This window comes from Aquimarina spongiae (assembly GCF_900141785.1).
GTDB classification, from domain to species: Bacteria; Bacteroidota; Bacteroidia; order Flavobacteriales; family Flavobacteriaceae; genus Aquimarina; species Aquimarina spongiae.
The window spans coordinates 43519-66717 of sequence record NZ_FQYP01000008.1 but is presented as its reverse complement, the minus strand read 5'-3'; the positions used below and the strand labels follow the sequence as shown (position 1 = coordinate 66717).

Here is a 23199-nt window from a genome sequence, read left to right as displayed (position 1 = left end):
AAACAATGACCATTGATCTGGATCAACATATCGACCCTTCTTTAATTTCGGTTCTCGAAAAGGTTCACGATCCCGAAATCCCTGTCCTATCCATTATGGATATGGGAGTGGTGCGCTATGCACAAAAAGTTGATGATGTGGTGCAGGTAAAAATTACACCAACCTATAGTGGTTGTCCAGCAATGGATGTGATGGGGGATGATATCATCAAGGCCTTCGAAAATGAGAATATCAAAGCGGAAGTTTCCTTGGTATTAACTCCTGCTTGGACTACCGATTGGATCACTCCAAAAGGAAGAAAGGCCTTAGAGGATTATGGTATCGCAGCTCCTCTCGCAGAGCATGCCGATAAAGAAGCACTATTAGGAAATAAGAAAATCGTTAAGTGTACCAATTGTGGTTCTCATAATACAAAATTAGTAAGTCAGTTTGGGTCTACGGCTTGTAAAGCATTGTTTCAATGCCAGGATTGCTTAGAACCCTTTGATTACTTCAAATGTTTAAAATAAAATAGAATAATGCCTTCAATACAAATAGAAATAGAAAACGGTGTTGCCAGGATAACCTTAAATAGACCAGAAACTTTTAATAGTTTTAATCGTGAAATGGCTTTGTTGTTACAAGAAACTCTAGATCATTGTAATACCAATGATGGGGTAAGAGCAATTGTACTTACCGGTAACGGAAAAGCATTTTGTGCGGGTCAGGATTTGAATGAGGTTACCTCTCCAGAATTGAACCCTGGATTCAAAAAAATACTCGAAGAGCATTATAATCCAATAGTAGAACGAATCCGAAGCATAGAGAAACCTATTCTTGCCGCAGTAAATGGTGTGGCAGCAGGTGCTGGGGCCAATATCGCTTTGGCTTGTGATATCGTGGTGGCTACAGAAAAAGCAAGTTTTATCCAGGCATTTAGCAAAATTGGACTAATTCCGGATAGCGCCGGGACGTTTTTCTTGCCAAGATTGATAGGTTTTCAAAAAGCTTCAGCCTTGATGATGTTAGGGGATAAGGTGGGAGCCAAAGAGGCAGAGCAACTAGGGATGATCTACAAAGTTTTTGACGCAGATTCTTTTGAGGAGGAAGTACATAAATTAGCTCTTCATTTAGCTCAAATGCCTACTAAAGCTTTGGGATTAACCAAAAGACTACTCAATCAATCCATGACTAATTCGCTACAGGAGCAATTAGATATGGAATCGGTTTTACAAATTGAATCTGCAGAGAGCGAAGACTACCGAGAAGGAGTAAACGCATTTATCGAAAAAAGAAAACCTGTTTTTAAAGGAAAATAATATGATTGTAGGCGTTATAGGATCCGGAACAATGGGTAGTGGTATTGCACAAGTGGCCGCTACGGCAGGTTGCAAGGTAAAAGTGTTTGATACCAATGAGCAGGCACTGGAGAAAAGTAAAAGTGCCTTAGAGAAAATTCTTTCTCGCTTGGTAGAAAAAGGAAGAATTGATACTTCAGAAAAGAATCGTATCCAGGAAAATATAGTACATGTTGCTGATCTAAAAGACTTGAAGGATGCAGATTTAACTATAGAAGCAATTATAGAAAGCCTCGAGATTAAGAAAAAGGTGTTTTCAGAGCTAGAAAGTTATGTGTCAGAACATACAATTATAGCGTCCAACACCTCTTCCTTATCAATCGCATCAATTGCATCTTCTTTAGAAAAACCAGAACGATGTATCGGAATTCACTTTTTTAATCCGGCACCGTTGATGAAACTGGTAGAGGTAATCCCAGCGGTACAAACCTCGCAAGAGGTGACAGAAAAGGTAGTGAATACCATTAAAGATTGGAAAAAAGTAGTGGCAATAGCCAAAGATACTCCCGGTTTTATTGTCAATCGAGTGGCGCGACCTTTTTATGGAGAATCCCTTCGCATTTTGGAAGAAGGAATTGCAGATGTAGCAACGATTGATTGGAGTCTCAAAACATTGGGTGGGTTTAGAATGGGACCTTTCGAACTAATGGATTTTATCGGGAATGACGTAAATTATACAGTTACAGAAACTGTTTTTAAAGCGTTCTATTACGATCCAAGATACAAGCCTGCTTTTACCCAAAAAAGATTGTCTGAGGCTGGATATTTAGGAAGAAAATCTGGAAAAGGATACTATGAGTACGGAGAAGGAAGTACTGCTCCTTCACCAAATAAGGATGAAAAGTTAGCTAAATATATTTTCGATAGAGTATTAGTGATGTTGATCAACGAAGCAGCAGATGCGCTGTTTTGGAAAATAGCTTCTGCTGAAGATATCGACAATGCCATGACCAAAGGAGTAAATTATCCAAAAGGATTATTGAGTTGGGCCGACGAAAAAGGAATGGGTTGGTGCGTGGATACATTGGATGCATTATATGATGAATATAGAGAAGATAGATACCGATGTAGTCCAATGCTTAGAAAAATGAAAAGATCAAACCAGACGTTTTTTAATACAGCCCAAACGGTAAATGAATAATAGTATGATACAAGCAGAAACGATTCCACATAAGATGCTCTCTTTGGATCCTTTTAGTCAATGGCTTGGAATAGAGGTGCTGGATGTGAAAAAAGGATGCTGTACAGTAGGAATGACGGTTAGAAAGGAAATGCTGAACAGTATGGGTAAAGCTCATGGAGGTATTTCATATAGTTTGGCGGATACGGCTTTTGGATTTTCGGCAAACACACATGGTAAATATGCCGTTTCTATTGAAACCTCGATAAATCATATCGAAGCTTTGGAAGAAGGGGATTACCTTACTGCTCAAGCAACAGTAGATATTTCCAAAACAAAAGTGGGGTTTAATATTGTTGAGGTTAAAAGAGGCGACCAAATTGTGGCGCTTTTCAAAGGAGTAGTATATCGAACCAATAAAGATTGGGAATAACAACGCGAACTATGATCAAAAAAACATTATTTGTACTTGTTTTAATTGCTGTGATTTCTTGCGGTAAAAACAAGACTGCTGAAAAAGAATCTTTACCCGACGTAGATACAGAATCTACAACACATACTTCTCCTGAGGAGGAGAAAAAGGCTGCTTTGAATAATATTTTCAATGCAGATATTGAGATGGAGGTTGATGAAACCGTATTTGTGATCGATAATGGAACAAATCGGGTGACCGAAGATATGTCTGCAGGTATTATGAAGATGGTAGCGCCACAACCATATGACCTTTTAAAGAAACGATTAGAAGAGGAACCAGAAAATCAAAATGGGATGACCTCTTTAGGAATTGAAGAAGTAGAGCTGGAAGGAAAGAAAGTACTGGTTCAAAAATCAATGACACTAGACGATGCAGGTGATAAAATGATAATGATGATGCATGCAGTTCCTGCAGGAGAAAAAACGATGATGATTTCTTCCTTTTTCCCAGCTGATGAAGAAGGGAAATATGTGCCACTGATAGAAAAGTCGGTATTATCAGCAAAATTAGAGCAATAAAAAGATACGAAAACACCACATTCATACGCTAATGAAAGAAGCATATATTATTGATGGAATCCGAACTCCTATAGGAAACTACAAAGGGACATTATCGGCAGTTAGAACTGACGATTTAGGAGCACTGGTAATAGAAAAACTGGTAGAAAAATATCCGAATATACCTAAAGAAGCTTACGATGATGTGATTATGGGTTGTGCAAACCAGGCAGGAGAAGATAATCGTAATGTGGCCCGTATGGCGCTATTACTGGCTGGACTACCATTTACAGTTCCAGGAGAAACAGTAAATAGATTATGTAGCTCGGGACTATCAGCTATTATTCATGCCAATCGTGCGATAAAAGCAGGAGACGGAGACCTTTTTATCTCCGGAGGAGTAGAGAATATGACTCGTGGTCCATATGTTATTGCTAAACCTTCTTCAGCATTTGGTAATGATTCCAAAATGTATGACTCAAGTTTTGGATGGCGCTTTGTCAATCAAAAAATGCATGACCTTTATGGTACCGATGGAATGGGTAATACAGCAGAGAATCTGGTAGAAAAATATAATATCTCAAGAGAAGATCAAGATGCATTTGCCTATTGGAGTCAGATGAAAGCAACCAAAGCTCAGGAGTCCGGAAGACTGGCCAAAGAAATTACTGCGGTAGAAATTCCGCAGCGCAAAAAAGATCCAATTGTATTTGCAAATGATGAATTTATAAAGCCAAGTACAAGCAAAGAAGTATTGGCAAAATTACGACCTGCCTTCAAGAAAGATGGAAGTGTTACTGCCGGAAATTCTTCTGGATTAAATGATGGGGCTGCTGCAACTATTGTAGCTTCAGAAGATGCAGTAAAGAAATATAACCTTACTCCGCTAGCAAGAATAGTTAGCTCTGCAGTAGTAGGTGTTGAACCAAGAATTATGGGGATTGGTCCGGTACAGGCTTCTAATAAAGCATTAGAAAAGGCTGGAATTACTATGGATGATATTGATGTTATCGAGCTTAACGAAGCATTTGCGTCCCAGGCATTAGCATGTATACGTGAATGGGGATTAGCAGACGATGACCCAAGAATAAATCCAAATGGAGGATCAATTGCCATAGGACACCCACTAGGGGTTACTGGAGCCAGAATAGCATATTCTGCAGCTTTAGAATTACAAGAACAAAAGAAACGTTATGCTTTAATCACCATGTGTGTTGGCGTAGGACAAGGATATGCTTGTGTAATCGAAAATACAAATCTCTAATCTATGCAAACATTAGAAAGTTATATCAACGGTAAATGGGTTACAGGTTCCGGAGATGGACTAGTAATGCATGATGCTGTTACGGGAGAGGTAATTGGTCGTTCTACTACCGAAGGTTTGGATATCCCAGAAGTTTTACAATATGGTAGAACTAAGGGTGGAGAGATATTGAGAAAAATGACCTTTCAGGAGCGAGGAAACATGCTCAAGAAATTGGCTTTATACCTGACTAAAAGAAAAGAACAGTTTTACGAATTAAGTTACCGTACCGGAGCAACGCGAGTTGATAGTTGGATTGATATAGAAGGAGGTTTTGGAAACTTATTCGCGAATGCTTCATTACGTAAACTTTTTCCAAATCAGCCCTATCACGTAGAGGGAGATCCTATAGATCTTTCCAGAGGAGGGCGATTTATGGCGCATCACATCTTGGTACCCAAAAGAGGGGTGACTGTACACATCAATGCATTTAATTTTCCTATATGGGGAATGCTGGAAAAATGTGCAGTCAACTGGATGGCAGGAGTGCCAGCGGTTGTATTACCAGCTCCGCAAACCGCTTATTTGACCGAAGCGGTGGTACGTGTTATTGTAGATTCTGGGATATTACCAGAAGGAGCGCTACAGTTATTGAGTGGGATGACCAAAAATATTCTGGATACGGTGCAGTCTCAAGATGTAGTAACCTTTACCGGTTCTGCACATACAGGTAGAATTTTAAAGGCACACCCAAGATTAATAGAAGAGTCTGTTCCTTTTACTATGGAAGCAGATTCTTTGAATGCTTCGGTATTAGGACAAGATGCAGTTCCGGGAACACCAGAATTTGATCTATTTATCAAAGAGGTGAGAAAGGAAATGACAGTTAAGTCCGGACAAAAATGTACTGCAATTCGTAGGATCATTGTTCCAAAAGATTTAGTAGAAGATGTGCAGATCGCTTTGGGGAAACAATTAGATAAAGTAACTATCGGTGATCCAAGGTTGAAAGAAGTACGCATGGGGGCTCTGGCAAGCAAACAGCAAGTAGAGAGCTTTAGAAATAATGTATTCGAAATCGCCAAAACAGCACAGCTCGTTTACGGAGATCTGGATAAAATTGAAACGGTTGGAGCCGATGCCGAAAAAGGTGCATTTGTATCTCCAATCTTGTTAAGAGAAGATAATCCATTCAAAAATACAGAAGCACATAGGATAGAAGCCTTTGGTCCGGTATCTACAATTATGCCTTACGATACGCTAGATGATGCAATTTCCTTAACGCATATGGGTAAAGGATCATTAGTGTCTTCTATTTTTACCTACGATGATGAAATCGCCAAAGAATTTGTAGTAGGAGCAGCTTCTCACCATGGACGTATTTTGGTAGGAAATCGAGAAAACGCCAGACAAAGTACTGGGCATGGTTCTCCGTTACCGATGCTTACTCATGGTGGCCCTGGTCGCGCAGGAGGAGGAGAAGAAATGGGTGGTATGAGAGGTATTAAGCATTATATGCAACGATGTGCCATACAAGGAACACCAACAACTTTAACCGAGGTTACAGGAATCTATCAGGCAAATTCAAAATATAAAACTGCAGATAAGCATCCATTTGCGTATCACTGGGAAGATATTGAGCCAGGGATGTCGCTCAAAACTCACAAAAGAACAGTTACTGATACCGATATTATCAACTTTGCAAATCTTACCTGGGATCATTTTTATGCGCATACCGATATTACCTCTTTAGATGGAAGTATTTTCGAGAAAAGAACAGCTCATGGATATTTCATTCTGGCTGCAGCAGCTGGATTATTTGTATATCCAAATAAAGGTCCGGTTGCTGCTAATTATGGTTTGGAGGAATGTCGTTTCTTACGCCCGATCTATCATAATGATACGGTGTATGTACGATTAACATGTAAACAAAAAATAGATAGAGATCATAGAGGTAAAGAATTACCAAGTGGTATCGTAAAATGGTTTGTAGAAGTGTTTGATCAAGATGACGAATTGGCCGCGATTGCTACAATTTTGACAATGGTACAGAAAAAAACACCATTTGTACAAGTTGATCGATCAAATATTGAAGGATATTTAGCCAAGCTAACCGAGGATATGAAACCCAAATGGGGAATGATGACTCCGCAGCATATGGTCGAACATTTAGAATATACGATTAGGATAGGTGCTGGAGAAATTCAGGACTTCGAAATCGCCACTCCAGAGGATAAACTAGAGCGTGTACAAGAAATGGTGTACAACCATAGATCAATGCCTAGAGAACACCAGCATCCGTTGATGAAAGCTGGGGAACTGGAGGATTTAAAATATGAAGATTTAGCTACGGCCAAAGCAAAGCTGATAGAGGCCTACGATGCATTTGAGACCTATTTCAAAGAATATCCTGAAGCAATCACAAAAAATGCAGTTTTTGGAGAGATGAATAAATTCGAGTGGGATTTATTGAATACAAAACATATGAATCACCATTTCCAACAATTTGGCATATTATAAAAATTTAAGAATATAACATTGACAGCACCATACGTAAATATTGAAATTGAAAACGGAGTAGGAACTATAGAGTTTTTCCACCCTGCACATAATTCTTTACCTGGCGATATTCTAGCTAAGCTAGCGCAAACGATTACAGATGCCGGTAATAACGATGAGATAAAGGTTATTGTTCTAAAAAGTGGTAAAGACAGAACTTTCTGTGCCGGTGCCAGTTTTAAAGAACTGATTAATATCAATGATGCAGAGACAGGAAAAGTGTTCTTTTCAGGTTTTGCCAATGTCATCAATGCCATGCGCAAATGCCCAAAGTTCATTATTGGTAGAGTACAAGGAAAAACTGTTGGAGGAGGCGTAGGAGTAGCGTCTGCAACAGATTATTGTATGGCTACCAAATATGCATCGATTAAGCTAAGTGAGCTCAATGTTGGGATAGGACCTTTTGTGGTAGGACCTGCTGTAGAGCGAAAAATAGGATTATCGGCTATGTCTCAAATCGCTATAGACGCCAATACTTTTTATAGTGCAGAATGGGCAAGAGACAAAGGATTGTTTACCCATGTATTTGAAGATGTTGAAACATTGGATCAAGAGGTAAAAGCCTTTGCCGAACACCTTTGTACCTATAACCCGGAAGCAATGAGAGAAATGAAAAAGGTATTTTGGCAAGGTACAGAGCATTGGGATACACTTTTGGCAGAACGAGCAGTAATTAGTGGTCGACTAGTGCTAAGTGATTTTACCAAAGAAACATTAAAACGATTTAAATGATATACGCGTTCAAAGGATATATACCTGTAGTACACGAAAGTAGTTTTGTGCACCCGCTGGCAGCAGTAACCGGTAATGTAATTATCGGGAAAAACTGTTATATCGGACCTGGAGCAGCAATTCGTGGAGATTGGGGTGAAATTATCCTTGAAGATGGCGTAAATGTACAAGAGAATTGTACGGTACATATGTTTCCTGGCAAATCGATTGTGCTTAAAGAAAGTGCTCATGTGGGACATGGAGCGGTGATACACGGTGCAAATCTGGGACGTAATTGCCTGATTGGTATGAATACCGTGATCATGGATGATGCAGAGATAGGGGATGAGTGTATTGTGGGAGCTATGTCTTTTGTAAAGGCAAAAATGGTTTTCCCTAAGCGTAGCTTGATCGTTGGAAATCCAGCAAAAGTTATTAAAGAAGTGAGCGATGAAATGATTGCCTGGAAAACTAAGGGCACTCAATTATATCAACAACTTCCTACAGATTGTTTTGAATCTCTAGAAGAAGTTGAGCCTTTACGAGAAGTTCCTAAAGAAAGATCAACACAAGAAGCTTTTTATAAAACTTTAGAAGAGTTTAAGAGTAAAATATGAACATCAATCATATCATAAAAGAACTAGAACCATTACGATTGCAATTGCAGACGCATCCGCTATATCAGGATATTAAGGATATTGAAGGTGTTCGTGTCTTTATGCAGAGTCATGTGTTTGCGGTTTGGGATTTTATGTCTTTATTGAAAAGTTTGCAGTTTCACTTTACCACAACGAGTATCCCTTGGATACCTTCATCAAACGCTAAGGTGAGACGTTTTGTGAATGAAATCGTATTAGGCGAAGAAAGTGATGTGGATCAAGCTGGAGAGTCTGTAAGTCATTTCGAAATGTACTTAAACGCAATGCAAGAAGCAGGCGCGGATACTATACAGATAAATAGGTTGTTGGGCCATCTTTATGATAGTAAAACGGTTGAAGAAGGTCTTGAATCAATAGCAACTATAGATGAAGTAAAGGACTTTGTAGCATTTACCTTTCAGGTTATTGCTACCAACAAACCGCATATTATAGCTGCGGTATTCACTTTTGGAAGAGAAGACTTGATCCCGGACATGTTTATCGAATTGGTAAAAAGTATAGGAAATGGCTCCGAATCAGAATTAAAACAACTGGTATATTATCTGGAACGTCATATAGAACTCGATGGTGATGAACATGGCCCTTTAAGTTTGGAAATGGTGGATGTTCTTTGTACTAACGAGAAAGAATGGAACGAGGCCTTGCGTTACAGTAAAAAAGCGCTTGAGAAACGTATAGCCTTGTGGACAGGAATACGTAAAGCTTTGGAAAGTAGTGCGGTTCCCGCATAAGAATTTTGTATATTATTAAACTAACGAACATTAGTTAACCAAAATGTCAATAGTAGAGTTAAAAATGCCCAAAATGGGCGAGAGTATTTCAGAAGCGACAATCTTAAACTGGTTGAAGAAGGTTGGAGATCCTGTAGAAGAAGATGAAACCATACTAGAGGTGGCAACAGACAAAGTAGATTCTGAAGTGCCAGCACCATGCAATGGGGTGCTTTCAGAAATACGATTTGAACCTAATGAAGTTGTAGAAATAGGAACCGTGATTGCTGTTATTGATGCAGATGGAGAGGCCACGGCAAAAACTCCTTCAGAAAAGATAGAGGTAGCCAAAATTGAGGCTCCAAAACCCAAAGCTCAAACTGCAGCAGTAAAATCCGAAACAGAACGTGAGTTTAGGTCATTAAATACTGGGGATAACGATGGATTTTTATCTCCATTGGTCATTAGCATTGCCAAAAAGGAAAACCTAAGTATAGAAGAGGTACAGAGTATACAAGGAACTGGCGAGGGTGGACGTATTCGCAAAAGTGATATCATATTATATCTTAAAAATAGAAAATATCCTTTGCCAAGCCGCCCGCAGGCTACCGCTCCAAAATCGTCTTACAATCCACCACCAATACAATTTACAGAAGGTAAGGATCGTATTGTAGAGATGGATCGTATGCGAAAAATGATCGCTGATCATATGGTGTACTCTAAGCATACTTCTCCTCATGTGACCAGTTATATCGAGATAGATGTCACCAATATTGTGAATTGGAGAAATACGGTAAAGAATGAGTTTCTGGAAAAGTATGGTGAAAAACTGACTTACACTCCAATTTTTGTAGAAGCGGTAGCAAAAGCGATTAAGGAGTATCCGATGATTAATGTATCGGTAGATGGAGATAAAATCGTGGTACATGATGATATTAATGTAGGTATGGCTACTGCGTTACCAAGCGGGAATTTAATTGTACCTGTGGTACGAAATGCTGATGAAAAGAATCTTTTGGGATTGGCAAAAAATGTAAATCATTTAGCCAACAACGCGCGTAACAATGCTTTGAAACCCGATGAAATCGGCGGGAGTACTTTTACTATTTCTAATGTAGGAACTTTTGGAAGCTTGATGGGAACACCAATAATCAATCAACCTGAAGTAGCGATTTTGGCATTAGGGATCATTAAGAAAAGACCAGAGGTGATTACTACAGAAAAAGGTGATGAGATCGCGATTAGAAGCATGATGTATTTGTCGTTGTCTTTTGATCATCGAGTAGTAGATGGATTTTTAGGAGGCTCTTTTTTACGTAAGGTAGGAGATGAGCTTGAAGCATTTGATAGTAATAGAAAAATATAGTTAAAAAAATATGCGCAAGGGATAGAAACAAGCTACCGTGTAGCGTGGATAGCCCGACCCACAGGGATGCGCCCAAAACATAATAAAAATGGAACAACAGATCAAAATTACAAGAACTTCGAATTCGGGATTACAACACATTGATTTTGATAACATCCCGTTGGGAACCGTATTTACTGATCATATGTTTGTTTGTGATTACCAAAATGGAAACTGGCAAAACCCACGTATCGAACCTTTGCAGATGATACCCACCCATCCGGCTGCTATGGCTTTGCATTATGGGCAAGCCATTTTTGAAGGAATGAAAGCTACTGTTGGGCAGGATAAAACCCCACTTTTGTTTAGACCTGAAGAAAATGCGAAACGTTTTAATCATAGTGCGGTTCGTATGGGGATGCCTACTGTTCCCGAAACCTTGTTTGTAGAAGCAGTAAAGCAAATTGTAGGTGTAGAGCATAATTGGATTCCGCCACAGGATGGTAGTGCCTTGTATCTAAGACCATTTATGTATGCCGATGAGCCTTTTATTGGGATGAGAGCAGCTACAAGCTATAAGTTCATAGTAATTTGTTCTCCGGCAGGTCCATTTTTTACAAAGAAAATACGGCTGTATGCTGAAACTGAGTTTATAAGAGCGGCCGATGGAGGAACAGGTGAAGCAAAAGCTGCAGGAAACTATGCTGCGGCAATTTTACCAACAGAAAAAGCAAAAGCAAAAGGATATGACCAGGTATTATGGTTAGATGCCAACGAACACAAATACGTTCAGGAAGTGGGGACGATGAATATCTTTTTCAAGGTATCAGGTAAGTTCATAACACCAAGTACTAGTGGTTCTATCCTAAAGGGAATTACCAGAGACAGTGTGATCACCTTGTTAAAAGACAAAGGTTTTGAAGTAGAAGAACGCCCTATCACTATTGATGAAGTGATTCAATTTTCTAAAGAAGGGAAGTTGGAAGAAGCTTTTGGAACAGGCACAGCTGTAGCCATTGCCATGGTAGAAGCTATTGGATATAAAGATGAGGTAATTACATTACCAACAGATAATCCAGTGAGCCAGGATATGAAAACAACCCTGGATGATATCAAAACCCAGAAGCAGGAAGATAAACATGGATGGATTATCCCTGTAGATGTAGAAGAAAAAGTTGGATAAATAATGAATGCTGATGGGCAATCTGTATTTAAAAAAATGAAGAGTATGTTAGCTGAAAAAACCATCGCCAAAGAGGTATTGCAAGAAGCATTTATGACACTTTGCAAGGCAAAATCAATGGCCGAATTATACGAAGAGAATTTTAAAGTAGTCTCAAAATATGTACATGCTACCTCACGTGGTCATGAAGCCATACAAATTGCTGTAGCGATGCAATTATTGCCACAGGATTTTGCTTTTCCGTATTATAGAGATGATGCGATGTTGTTGGGGATCGGGATGAAACCTTATGATCTGATGTTGCAACTGTTGGCAAAAAAAGACGATCCTTTTTCCGGGGGTAGAACCTATTATTCGCATCCGAGTTTACGAGATGCCGATAAGCCAAAAATACCACATCAATCTTCTGCAACAGGTATGCAAGCGATTCCGGCAACCGGGGTTGGATTAGGATTGCAGTATAAAGAACTTGTAGGAATACCCCACAACGATTCCGGCAAGAGTGAGATAAAAGAGGCACCTCTGGTGCTATGCTCTTTGGGAGATGCGTCGGTGACAGAAGGAGAGATCGCAGAGGCTTTCCAGATGGCAGCTTTAAAACAGCTTCCGATCTTGTATTTGGTTCAGGATAATGGTTGGGATATTTCTGCCAACGAAGCCGAAACAAGGGCACAAAATGCTTTTGAATACGCGAGAGGATTTAATGGTTTGGATGCTATATCTATAGACGGAGCAAATTTTACTGAAAGTTATTTAGCCATTCAGGAAGCGATTCAAACGATAAGAGAAGAAAGACGACCTATATTGGTTCACGCCAAAGTTCCTTTATTAAATCACCATACATCGGGAGTACGTATGGAATGGTATCGAGATGATCTTGATGAAGCAAGATCTCGAGACCCATATCCGGTGCTTCGTAACCAGCTGTTGGATAACGGATTTGAAGAGAAAGAAATACAAGAAATAGAAAACAAAGCAAAAGATATCGTAGCCAGAGATCTTGAGGAAGCAATGAAAGCCGAAGATCCAACGCCAGAAGATTTGTTTACACACGATTTTGCACCAACACCAGTAACCCAAGAACTTGGAGAACGAGCACCATCAGACAAAGAAGAAGTAGTCATGGTAGATTGTGCCTTGTTTGCGGTAGAGGAATTGATGAGAGAGCATAAAGAATGTTTGCTGTACGGACAGGACGTAGGAGGTCGATTAGGAGGTGTATTTAGAGAAGCTGCGACACTGGCTCAAAAATTTGGAGATGAACGTGTATTCAATACCCCAATACAAGAGGCTTTTATCGTAGGATCAACTGTAGGTATGTCTGCTGTTGGGTTAAAACCAATCGTAGAAGTACAGTTTGCAGATTACATTTGGCCAGGATTAAATCAATTGTTTACTGAAGTGAGTCGTTCTTGTTATTTGTCAAACGGGAAATGGCCTGTATCGATGATTTTACGGGTTCCTATTGGAGCTTATGGTAGTGGAGGTCCTTATCATTCTTCATCTGTAGAATCTGTAGTTACCAATATCAGAGGTATAAAAATAGCATATCCTAGTAATGGAGCAGATCTAAAAGGATTAATGAAAGCCGCTTATCATGATCCAAACCCAGTGGTGATTCTGGAACATAAAGGATTGTATTGGTCTAAGGTAAAAGGGACTGATGCTGCCAGAACAATAGAACCTTCTGAAGATTATATATTACCTTTCGGAAAAGCAAACATCGTACAGCGTATCTGGCCACAGGATGATCAAGAAACGCTTACCGTGGTGACCTATGGTATGGGAGTGCATTGGGCGCTAAATGCCACAAAAGATATCAAGGATGTTGTAGAAATTATTGATTTAAGAACCTTGTATCCTCTTGATGAAGAAACCATTATGGAATCGGTGAAGAAGACTAAAAAATGTCTAGTAGTTACCGAAGAACCAAGTAATAATTCTTTTGCAAGAGCCTTGGCTGGAAAAATTCAGGAAGAGTGTTTTAGATCTTTGGATGCACCAGTAATGACAATAGGTTCAGAAAATATGCCGGCTATTCCCCTTAATAGTACTTTAGAACAAACCATGATTCCTTCTACTGAAAAAGTGAAGGTAAAAATTGATGAGTTACTAAGATATTAAGCCATACTTTGAAAAAGAAAATTAGAAAGAAGACCTCTGCAAGGAGGTCTATTTTTTTATAAAAATCCCAAAAAGTTCGTTTCCTTGTCGTTCTGGAATAGAGTTATAGCTTTTTTCAAATGTTTTGGCCTTAAAATGAGAGTTAAAGTACGATAGATAAAGATCCTTGTCGCCTCCAAATGGGCGCTTTTCCATATCGCCAGTTAATGGGAAATCAAACCAAAGACCCACCAGTTTTCCTTCTGGTTTTAGGAGGTTAGCCATTTGTTTGACATAGGCCATTCTGTTATCATCTGTAGGGATAAAGGAACAAAAAAAGGTTTGTTCCAAAATAAGATCAAATTTTCCTTCGAGTGTAAAAAAGTCATCGAGAAGCAGATTGGATTTAGGGAACTGAGGGACCCTTTGAGCAAAAGCATCAAGAGGTGTTTGAGATATATCTAACACAAAAACATTAGTAAATCCATTATGAAACAGATATTCTGCTTCATAGGCATTTCCAGCTCCGGGGATGAGTATTTTGATCGTCTTGTCTGTTAGCTGATCAACATATGTTTTTAAGGGCGTAGAGACATATCCAATATCCCAACCGGTTCGGTTTTCGGCATAGCGTTCTGTCCAATAACGGCTTTCGGTAGATTGATGTTCTTTCATGGATCCAAGGTAATCAATACTACAGGATCTTTAGCACTATTTTTTTATCATTTTCAGAAAAGAGTCGGCATCGCCTTGAAACAGATCGTAATCGATTTTTCCTTCGGCTCCTTCTAATTTTTTGCTATCCGTACGTTGCCAAAATGTCCAACTTTTATCCTTCCAGGTATAAGGCATTGTAGGAGATGCTCCCTTGGTATAATCTGCTATCCAAAGTTTATAGTTAGCAAACTCCGGATGTTTAAGATACGCATTGGCAAAAGTAGGATTGCTGTAAATAATAGGGCGAACCCCTAATTTTTCTTCAACTATTTTGAGCCATCGTAGTGTGTTGGTTTCGTACATTTCTTTGGTGACCGAAGTTTGCATTCCTAATTCTTCCAAATCTAACACAGGTGGTAGATCACCAGGAATTAGTTCTTTTACGGTTTCAGTAAAGTTTTGTGCTTGTTTTTTGGGATCTTTTCCTGTTTCATAGAAATGATATGCCCCTCTATACAAGCAATTTTTTTTGGTCGCCGCATGGTTCTTTTCAAATCTGGGATCTTTAAAGGTTGTTCCCTGAGTGGCTTTCATGTATACGAAGTTGACACCATCTGCTTTTATTTTGTTCCATTGTATTTCTCCCTGAAAATGTGAAATATCCATCCCCAGTATACTGGGTTCCGTTCGGATTCTCTCTTCCTCAGAGGTACACAGATCTTTAATCACTTCTTTTTTTTCAACGTCTGGTTGTTGGACTTCTATGTTTTCCTGTTCTTTTTTACATGATATCATCAAACATAGCGTAAGTAAGAAAAATGCTGCTTTTTTCATAAGATAAGGTTTTTTGAGTATGTTGTGTTGGTTAGTGATTACTGGATTCGAAATCTTTACCAAGTTTTTTAAGGTTATCTATTTCTTGAGTGCCGATAAGATTTAATCCTGAAAAATGGAAGAATTTTTTCAGAACTAGTCCCATAATGTAGAAGTATAATAGTGGCAAAACCAAGAAGAGTACGGCCAGATTACTCACCATATTAAGGATGAGCTTCATCAATTCTTTTTTACCCTCTTTGAGAATCTGAAAAGTTTCGGATACTCCTTCGCTAACATCTACTCCAACATCTTCGACTTTGTCAACTACGGCATCTTCCACTTTTTTGAATAGGCTAATGTCCTCATGCCCTTTTTCTTTGGCTTTTTCTAGTTGTTTTTCCTTCTTACTTTCCTGTTTTACCTTTAGTTTTTCTTTTTTCGCCTCATACTTGTTTTTTATTTCAGACAGTTGCTTGTGTAGGTCTGACCCCAAACTTAGTTCCATAGTGTCTGAAACATAGTGAATACCATTCACGTATAATGCTAATCCAGGATTAATCAAAAGGGATATAATCAATAATCGCAACGCAATTTGGTTGTATTTTTTAAAGAATATTCCAACTATAAAAAAAACGGGTAGTATTTTGAATAGTAAGGATTTACCCATATTCACCAAAATGGTTTGAACACCAAGAACAATATTAGAAAATGCCAGATAATTGATAGCACGTGTAAAAATATCTTCGAGCTCTGTTGCTAACCCTCCGATTAGTGGGATTTTGGAACTGTCAATACTAGAAGCTATACTTTTTAATTCCATCGCAATCCCAAGACTCAGCATCATATCACTATTTACATTGGTCAAAAAGTCAATAGCTGGAGTTGTAAGGAGATTGGTGAAACCAATAATGATCAAAATAGAAGTAACGATAAGAATCCAAATTTTATCTTTTTGGAATACGGTTGTCAATGCTTGGTTGGTACTCATGACAGGTTAGGTTTAAAAGTTGTTGTGCTATCTTAAAGATAAATATTTTACCCCTAACAATTTGTACGTGTTTTTACGTAAAATTGAAAATTAGCGATTATTACCTATGGCACAAATAATAACCTAAAGCCTGCTTAATAATGTCGTTGTAATTACACCCTACAGGAATCTTAGTGCTCTTGATGTCCACCTCATTTGGTGAAAATGCATAGATATTTTATCTGGAAATACGGTAGATATTAGTACTTCTATAAACCTGTCTAAAAATTCTGCGATAATCATAGCATTAGATAAATAAAGAAAAACTACGTAGCTATTGAGCTAGAGCTTGTACAGTTTCCATCTGAGCACGTATTTTTTTAGAACCACTCACATAATCGTTACTTTGATCTTCATCGATGATTCTTGATTTTACAGTGTCCTCAATTTGTAATTGTACTACCTTTCTAATTTTAGCATATACATCTTGATCCAGAATTGGAGTAATCACTTCGATCCTGTGATCAAGATTACGTGTCATCCAATCGGCCGATCCGATATACATTTTCTCTTTTCCGCCATTAGCGAATATATATACCCTACCATGCTCCAAAAACCGATCTACAATACTGGTCACATAGATATTTTTACTTTGTCCTTCGATACCAGGAACAAGACAACAAATGCCTCGTACTACAAGTCGAATTTTTACCCCTGCATTACTAGCCTGATATAAAAGATCGATCATCCCCTGATCCTGGAGACTATTTAATTTCAAAATAATGTAGGCTTCTTGACCGGTTAACGCATTTTCGATTTCATTTCTAATTAATTTTTCGAAAGTGTTACGTGTAGAAAAAGGAGAAACTAATAGTTTTTTAGTTTTTGGGAGTATGCTATTTCCTTCTAATAGTTGAAAAACCTGATTGAGTTCCGAAGTTATTTTTTGATTAGCGGTCATCAGACCGAAGTCGGTGTATATTTTGGAGGTCTTTTCATTAAAATTTCCTGTACTGATATAGCCATAGTTTTTGGCGATACCATTTTCTATACGCTCTATTAGCAGGATTTTTGAATGTACTTTTATGCCAGGGTAACTATACATTACTTTGGCCCCATTGTCTTGCAAAATTTTACCCCACCTGATGTTATTTTCTTCATCAAATCGTGCCTTCGTCTCAATAAAAACAAAAACTTCTTTCCCATTTTTTGCAGCCTTCAGTAATGCCTCTGCTATTCCAGATTGTTTCGCCACCCGATAGAGTGTTACTTTTATTTGGCTTACGGTTTCGTCTTCAGCAGCTTCTTGGGCCAAACGAAGTAAATCGTCAAAAGATTCGTAAGGATAATAACGCAATCGGTCTTTTTCATTAATTGCCTCAAAAATGGTATCGAACTTTTGAAGTTGACTGTCATATATTGGTGCTACAGCATCTTCGGTAAAGGTTTTGTTTGTTGGATTAGGAAAACCAAAAAAGTCTTTAAAATTATGATAGCTTCCACCCCATAAAACATCAGTTTCGTTGGCATCTAAAATGTCTTTAATACGACTTAGTAGTTTATCAGGCATCGATCGATCGATTAATAATCGGGTAACCTGACCTGTATCTCGATTGCCTAGCGAATCTTTAATTTTGGTGAGAAGATCTCCAGAATATTCGTTGTCTATGTATAATTCTGCATCTCTGGATATTTTGATAGCATAAAAATCAGAACATCCTTTTTCTGCATAAACCTGAGCCAGATTGTATTTCAGGATGTCGTCTACAAAGGTGATGTAGTGTTTCCCGCCTTCTGATGGAAACGTCACAAATCGACTCGTGTCGTTGGGGATTTTTACGATAACAACTTCTGAAGTATTGGATTGCGAAGTAAGATACAATTGCTCATTCTCTATAAAAACACTTTCATTTTTTTGCACGCTATCAATAAGAACCTGTGTTTTATGCACTAAATGTTCTTTATAATAGCTTTCTGCTACTATTTTTTGGGATGGTGAAAATGCATTATGATCAATTAAATAGATGCCTTCTTTCTCCAATTCAGGGAGAATCTGATTACCAAAAATGGCTCCGAATTCTTCTTGTTGAAGATGCACTTGCTTCTTTATTTTTTTTAATAGCTTATTGGGTTTGGTAATTAGTTTTTTGCGAAGGGATTTATCAAGATCTTTAATCTTTCTAATATCAGAAACTCGTACTTTAAAAAACTCATCAAGATTAGAAGAAAAGATGGCCAAGAATTTAATACGATCGTATAACAGGTTGTTTTGATCTGCAGCTTCTTGCAATACTCTATGGTTGAAACGTAACCATGATAGATCTCTGTTATAGTATTTCTTTGATATGAGCGCCATATTCTTAAGGTTTAATTTTGAAATATAATGACACTAAAGCTCTTGATGCCAAAATTACATATGATGTTAGTGTTATTTTTATGTAAAAAAAGATGATGGATATTATCGATACAATCTTTTAACTAGTTTTCCGATACTTAAGCCTTGAACAATTATTGAAAAAATCACAACTACATAGGTAATATACAATATAACTTCGGAAGAAGCATTATCAGAAAGGCTTAACGCCAAAGCTACCGAAATCCCACCTCGCAAACCTCCCCAGGTAAGCACACTTACTGTTTTGATAGGACTATCCTCAGTATGTCGTAACAAAGAATAAGGTAACAATACCGAAATAAACCTAGAAAGAAGAACTATTAAGATAGTGATTATCCCTAAGGTAAGGTGCAGTGGATCGTATTTGAGTAAATGTATTGCCAACCCTATTAGAACAAATAAAATACCATTAAACACGTCATCCAAAACTTCCCATATTTCATTAATTAGTTTTCGGGTGGGGCCTGTATTACTTTTAATATTCAATTTGTTGCCGATAACCATTCCGGTAACTACCATTGCCAGTGGGCCAGATACATGTATCATAGAGGCGATGGCATAACCCCCCATTACAATGGCAAGGCTAATCATAACAGCAAGTTGAGGGTTTTCTTTTATCGATTTGATCGTGTAATATCCCAGAAACCCAAGTGCAGTACCGTATGCTATTCCTCCTACGGCTTCTTCCAGGAAAAGTTTTCCAATTTCTGAACCGATAGAACTTTCTATATCATGTTCACCCATTCCAGCCAAAATTAGGATACCAGAAAAGACAACAACACCAATCCCATCATTAAAGAGAGATTCTCCTTCTATTTTAATACCCAGACTTTTTGAAATATTTGCTTTCTTAAGTATGGCCATAACGGCAATAGGATCAGTGGGAGAGATTAAGGCACCAAATAATAAGGCATCCAAAAAGGGAAGAGATACTCCCATTGGATTAGCAATCAGATAAAGCAATCCTCCCACGACAAAAGTTGAAATAAGAACTCCTAAGGATGCAAACAAGATAATCGACCATTTTTCTTTGTTTAGATCTTCAATGTTTACATGCAATGCTCCAGCAAAGAGCAAGAAACTCAAGATGCCATCTAATAGCAGGGTCTTAAAATCTGAATTGACAATGATGTCACAAAAAAACTGGTAAAATGCAGGAAAAATACTTTTACTTATCGTGATGATAAGAATGGTCACGAGGCTCATAATCATCAACGCAATAGTTGTGGGTAGCTTTAACCATTTGTAGTTGATATAACTATAAAGAGCAGCGATAGAAAAGATAATACTGAAGGATTGTAACATGATGTTATTTTTTTTCATTAATGTATTTACCAACAAAAAGAGCAATAACAATAGCGAGATAAAATTGCCCAATAACATTGAGAACAAGAGTTATCGCTTGAGCTTGCGGTGTAATAGGGGTAATATCTCCATAACCCACAGTAGTAATGCTAATAAAGCTGAAATAATAGTATACATATCCAGAGATATCGCTATGAAACCGGAAGGAAGAAGGATCAATTAGGTGTACAGTTTCAAAAAAAATACCTCCAATAATTCCCAGATAAATAAAACCTAAAATCGGCCCCAAAATAAATTGAAGGTTCATGGTGCGAATCTTTCTTAGTTGATGAATTAACAGTAAGCAAAAGTGAGAGAACAATACCAAAGAAGAGGCAAGACGACAGGCTAAGATACCCATGTGATTGGGATAAGAAAATTCTATCCAGATAAAAACTAAGGTAATGGCTCCCAAAGCATAGGTTCTAATCCTCTTTCTGGAGTCTGAAGCAATTAAAGAACTCGCTAATATGACTAAGGTATAATTGATTACTACCGGGTGTGCAGGTTGTATAGAAGAAATACTCGCATGAATAGGAGTTAATAGAAAATTAAATACGCTTATTAATGCAATAAGGTATTTGTATTTGGATAATACTTCTAAGGTCTTCGACATATGATTTAATAAATTCTGGAAGGTAAATCCAATTCTTGTATAGTGTTCACGTCAATCCTAATTTGATACCAGTCTTCTAGCTGTACTATCTGTCCAGAAAGTAGTGAGGGCTTACCAATAAAGGGTAAAATATCCTTATGTATGGCTTTGCCATTTTGATCAGTAATTTGATAATATTCAGAAATGTTATTGTCATCACTGGTTACCAGAACAGGTGGAATCCCTCCTGAAATACATAAGGCAGCACAACTGCGATGTATTTTCCCTTTTCCTGGTTTCATCACACCAAAATAGCATTTGGGATCTACAATTTCTCCTTTTAACTCCATGTTTTTGGCTATAGTAGAAGGTCTTGGAGCTTGATGTGCTTGTCCTGTTTCCAGTAATGTTACTTTTTCATCATTTGTAATTTGCAATAGGGTTTTGCCATTGTAATAAATGAGATTACCCTCGATACTGATCATACTTCCGGAGATGGAACCTGACTTATTCCGGATCTTTTTTAAGTAAGGGTTAGCACTAAATTTCCCAAAGCCCAGCAATAAGATATTTTTAAACGTGTTTTCTCCGGTTTTCACTTTAAGCATTGGATATGGGTTTTCGTGATAAACTCCCATGATTTTGGTCGTTGTAGCTAATTCAAAAGTGCTATTCTTAAATCGATTTTGCGTAAATGCAAAAATGGAAGCGATTAAGATGACAGCTAGCAGTCCAAACAGCACAAATTGCCGTACTGTTTTTTTGGTATGTTGCCCTATACCATCCACATAACCAATATAAAATTCGTCTTCTCTTTTTTTCATGAGTTCTGTTTTTTTAAATGAGTATAGGAGTAACTTCAGTTCCTTCGGGCAGCGGGGTAGGAAGGATATACACTTTTTTATTCTGAATACGAAGCTCATAAGTCGCTACTTTTTCTGTAAATGGAGGAGGAGATTGTCCATTATGTGGCAAATACTGATATCCATGCCACGGGCAGGTCACGCAACCGTCGACTATTTTTCCTTCTCCCAAAGGTCCACCTTGGTGTTTACATACGTTTGAAATCGCAGATAATTGGTTGTTGTATTTGAAGACAGCAACACGTTCCTTTTCTACGATAAATATTTTGGCTCGGTCTTCAGGAATGTCATTAACATCACAAACATATTCCCATCCGTCTTCAGTATCTTGGGTTACCGTAGCATCAATTCTGGTTTCTTTAAAAGCAGCAATCAAATGTAGCGAGGCAATTATGATAAATCCAAAAATCAAAATACCTATGGATGCAAAAGAAGGCTGTTGTTGAAAAGCACCAAGAAAAACATGCATGATAATTAGTGCATAGGCAAAATATACTAGCATATGAAGTCTTTTCCAGGTTTTTGGAGAAAGGTTTTTTAACCAAAAATCATGACTGGTAGAAGCCATCAAGAACAAAATGATCAATGCAAAAAAACCAAGCACCTGAAATGGAAAATGAGTCAGTGAATCATAATCCATATTAGAGGTGACCAAAGCATAAATCGGATTTACATTTCCCAAGGAATGAAATTGAAATATAGAAAAACCCCCATGCACCAAAGCGGCTAGAAACATACTTACTCCAAGGTGTCTTCTGTTGTATAGCAAAGGAAGAAAATTAGTGTTCAGTCTGGCTAATGGACCGATTACCAAAACAATATGTAAAAGAGCAATAGCCAAAGTTCCGAATGCCCTTATGATCAAGGTTTCTATACTTGTTGCTGGATTTGTAGCCACCGTGATACCGATAAAGCATATCAGATAAACCAAGATCCCAATACCAATCCATTTATCATATACTTTTTTATTCTTGTTCCATAGAACGGTTTGATAATTTACTCCCATTACAATTCGATGTTAAAAAGGTTGATATGTTTAATGTCATCTTGAATTTTAATGCTTTTACAGTTTGGGTTGATCTGAAATTGATAAATGCCTTTTTTATCCAGAACTCCCAAAAAAATCTCACTTTCGTTATTCGACGAAATTCCATATACCGAAGAGGAAGCACTTTTAAGAGGGCGTTTTAAGATGATTTGTATATTGCTTTTATCCAATAATTGGATTTGAAATTGTGCATCATCCAGGATCAATTTCCCTGTGATTTCTTCTCTGCTGCTAAGATCACTATCCGTAATAAAGGGTTCTTTGATACTTTTTAAAGCAAAAATCACAAATACAGGAATTGCAATAACCAGAAACATCCAGATGAGTTTATGTGCTTTTCGTTGTCCAGAAGTCATAATTAAGATTTTGAAGTTTTCAAGATTTTAATCAATAAAATAGGCCACAATCCAATAGCACCAGGAACCAAGAATAACCGTACTGTCCATTTGCTCTCCGAAATCAACGAATCTATTTTGGCAGCTCCTTTAGCAAAGAAATAGATACCAAATAAAACTCCAATACCAAAGTATATGAGTATGAGCACAGGGATTATTTTTATCAAAGTTTCCATA

At 37.9% G+C, this 23199-nt stretch carries 23 protein-coding genes; 13 read left to right on the top strand and 10 right to left on the bottom strand.

All coding sequences use genetic code 11. From position 1 onward, the window contains the following. The first annotated feature begins 5 nt into the window (after nucleotides 1-5). From paaD to BUE24_RS17720, 13 genes are all read left to right on the top strand, one after another. Nucleotides 6-509: a 1,2-phenylacetyl-CoA epoxidase subunit PaaD gene (gene paaD, locus BUE24_RS17780; protein WP_073318882.1), complete on the top strand. Its 504-nt coding sequence runs from the start codon at nucleotides 6-8 to the stop codon at nucleotides 507-509. A 9-nt stretch (nucleotides 510-518) separates the two neighbouring features. Continuing rightward, the gene (locus BUE24_RS17775) at nucleotides 519-1298 is read left to right on the top strand and encodes an enoyl-CoA hydratase-related protein (protein WP_073318879.1); all 780 of its coding nucleotides are present in this window, start codon (nucleotides 519-521) and stop codon (nucleotides 1296-1298) included. A gap of 1 nt (nucleotide 1299) precedes the next feature. After that, on the top strand, nucleotides 1300-2478 hold the full coding sequence (locus BUE24_RS17770) for a 3-hydroxyacyl-CoA dehydrogenase NAD-binding domain-containing protein (RefSeq protein WP_073318876.1): 1179 nt from the start codon (nucleotides 1300-1302) through the stop codon (nucleotides 2476-2478). A 4-nt stretch (nucleotides 2479-2482) separates the two neighbouring features. Continuing rightward, nucleotides 2483-2890, top strand: a complete 408-nt coding sequence (locus tag BUE24_RS17765) for a PaaI family thioesterase (RefSeq protein ID WP_170864625.1) — start codon at nucleotides 2483-2485, stop codon at nucleotides 2888-2890. An 11-nt stretch (nucleotides 2891-2901) separates the two neighbouring features. Beyond that, nucleotides 2902-3450 carry a hypothetical protein gene (locus BUE24_RS17760; RefSeq protein WP_073318873.1) on the top strand — a complete coding sequence of 183 codons (549 nt, stop codon included), beginning with the start codon at nucleotides 2902-2904 and terminating at the stop codon, nucleotides 3448-3450. A gap of 31 nt (nucleotides 3451-3481) precedes the next feature. Then, a complete protein-coding gene (gene pcaF / locus BUE24_RS17755) occupies nucleotides 3482-4693 on the top strand; it encodes a 3-oxoadipyl-CoA thiolase (protein ID WP_073318871.1) in 1212 nt (403 codons plus the stop codon). Between the two features lie 3 nt (nucleotides 4694-4696). Further along, complete coding sequence (paaZ, locus tag BUE24_RS17750; RefSeq protein WP_073318868.1) at nucleotides 4697-7192, top strand: phenylacetic acid degradation bifunctional protein PaaZ; 2496 nt, start codon at nucleotides 4697-4699, stop codon at nucleotides 7190-7192. Between the two features lie 18 nt (nucleotides 7193-7210). Beyond that, the gene (locus BUE24_RS17745) at nucleotides 7211-7963 is read left to right on the top strand and encodes an enoyl-CoA hydratase/isomerase family protein (RefSeq protein WP_073318865.1); all 753 of its coding nucleotides are present in this window, start codon (nucleotides 7211-7213) and stop codon (nucleotides 7961-7963) included. Further along, on the top strand, nucleotides 7960-8559 hold the full coding sequence (locus BUE24_RS17740; RefSeq protein WP_073318862.1) for an acyltransferase: 600 nt from the start codon (nucleotides 7960-7962) through the stop codon (nucleotides 8557-8559). The genes BUE24_RS17745 and BUE24_RS17740 overlap by 4 nt, the downstream gene beginning before the upstream one ends. Next, nucleotides 8556-9332 (top strand): DUF3050 domain-containing protein, encoded by a 777-nt coding sequence (locus BUE24_RS17735; protein WP_073318859.1) that lies wholly within the window; start codon nucleotides 8556-8558, stop codon nucleotides 9330-9332. Before BUE24_RS17740 ends, BUE24_RS17735 begins: the two co-directional genes overlap by 4 nt. 43 nt (nucleotides 9333-9375) lie before the next feature. After that, the gene (locus BUE24_RS17730; RefSeq protein WP_073318856.1) at nucleotides 9376-10677 is read left to right on the top strand and encodes a dihydrolipoamide acetyltransferase family protein; all 1302 of its coding nucleotides are present in this window, start codon (nucleotides 9376-9378) and stop codon (nucleotides 10675-10677) included. 88 nt (nucleotides 10678-10765) lie between these two features. After that, nucleotides 10766-11839 (top strand): branched-chain amino acid aminotransferase, encoded by a 1074-nt coding sequence (locus BUE24_RS17725; RefSeq protein ID WP_073318853.1) that lies wholly within the window; start codon nucleotides 10766-10768, stop codon nucleotides 11837-11839. Between the two features lie 45 nt (nucleotides 11840-11884). Further along, nucleotides 11885-13963: an alpha-ketoacid dehydrogenase subunit alpha/beta gene (locus BUE24_RS17720; protein ID WP_073319564.1), complete on the top strand. Its 2079-nt coding sequence runs from the start codon at nucleotides 11885-11887 to the stop codon at nucleotides 13961-13963. A gap of 48 nt (nucleotides 13964-14011) precedes the next feature. On the opposite strand, the gene BUE24_RS17715 is transcribed toward BUE24_RS17720, so the two are convergent. From BUE24_RS17715 to BUE24_RS17670, 10 genes are all read right to left on the bottom strand, one after another. Beyond that, nucleotides 14012-14617: a methyltransferase domain-containing protein gene (locus BUE24_RS17715; protein WP_073318850.1), complete on the bottom strand. Its 606-nt coding sequence runs from the start codon at nucleotides 14615-14617 to the stop codon at nucleotides 14012-14014. 36 nt (nucleotides 14618-14653) lie between these two features. Beyond that, nucleotides 14654-15433, bottom strand: a complete 780-nt coding sequence (locus BUE24_RS17710; RefSeq protein ID WP_073318847.1) for a glycoside hydrolase family 25 protein — start codon at nucleotides 15431-15433, stop codon at nucleotides 14654-14656. Between the two features lie 31 nt (nucleotides 15434-15464). Beyond that, entirely contained in the window at nucleotides 15465-16403 is a 939-nt protein-coding gene (locus BUE24_RS17705) for a hypothetical protein (protein ID WP_073318844.1), read from the bottom strand. A gap of 313 nt (nucleotides 16404-16716) precedes the next feature. Further along, nucleotides 16717-18738, bottom strand: coding sequence for a polyphosphate kinase 1 (gene ppk1 / locus BUE24_RS17700; protein WP_073318842.1), 2022 nt, complete (start codon nucleotides 18736-18738; stop codon nucleotides 16717-16719). A 102-nt stretch (nucleotides 18739-18840) separates the two neighbouring features. Beyond that, the gene (locus BUE24_RS17695; protein WP_073319561.1) at nucleotides 18841-20082 is read right to left on the bottom strand and encodes a cation:proton antiporter; all 1242 of its coding nucleotides are present in this window, start codon (nucleotides 20080-20082) and stop codon (nucleotides 18841-18843) included. Nucleotides 20083-20086: 4 nt separating this feature from the next. Continuing rightward, nucleotides 20087-20737, bottom strand: coding sequence for a potassium channel family protein (locus tag BUE24_RS17690; protein ID WP_073318839.1), 651 nt, complete (start codon nucleotides 20735-20737; stop codon nucleotides 20087-20089). A 5-nt stretch (nucleotides 20738-20742) separates the two neighbouring features. Next, nucleotides 20743-21540, bottom strand: a complete 798-nt coding sequence (locus tag BUE24_RS17685; protein WP_073318836.1) for a hypothetical protein — start codon at nucleotides 21538-21540, stop codon at nucleotides 20743-20745. 13 nt (nucleotides 21541-21553) lie between these two features. Continuing rightward, nucleotides 21554-22585 (bottom strand): Rieske 2Fe-2S domain-containing protein, encoded by a 1032-nt coding sequence (locus BUE24_RS17680; RefSeq protein WP_073318833.1) that lies wholly within the window; start codon nucleotides 22583-22585, stop codon nucleotides 21554-21556. Further along, nucleotides 22585-22983 (bottom strand): hypothetical protein, encoded by a 399-nt coding sequence (locus BUE24_RS17675; RefSeq protein WP_073318830.1) that lies wholly within the window; start codon nucleotides 22981-22983, stop codon nucleotides 22585-22587. Before BUE24_RS17675 ends, BUE24_RS17680 begins: the two co-directional genes overlap by 1 nt. A 2-nt stretch (nucleotides 22984-22985) precedes the next feature. Next, nucleotides 22986-23198 carry a hypothetical protein gene (locus BUE24_RS17670; RefSeq protein ID WP_073318827.1) on the bottom strand — a complete coding sequence of 71 codons (213 nt, stop codon included), beginning with the start codon at nucleotides 23196-23198 and terminating at the stop codon, nucleotides 22986-22988. Between the last annotated feature and the right edge of the window lies 1 nt (nucleotide 23199).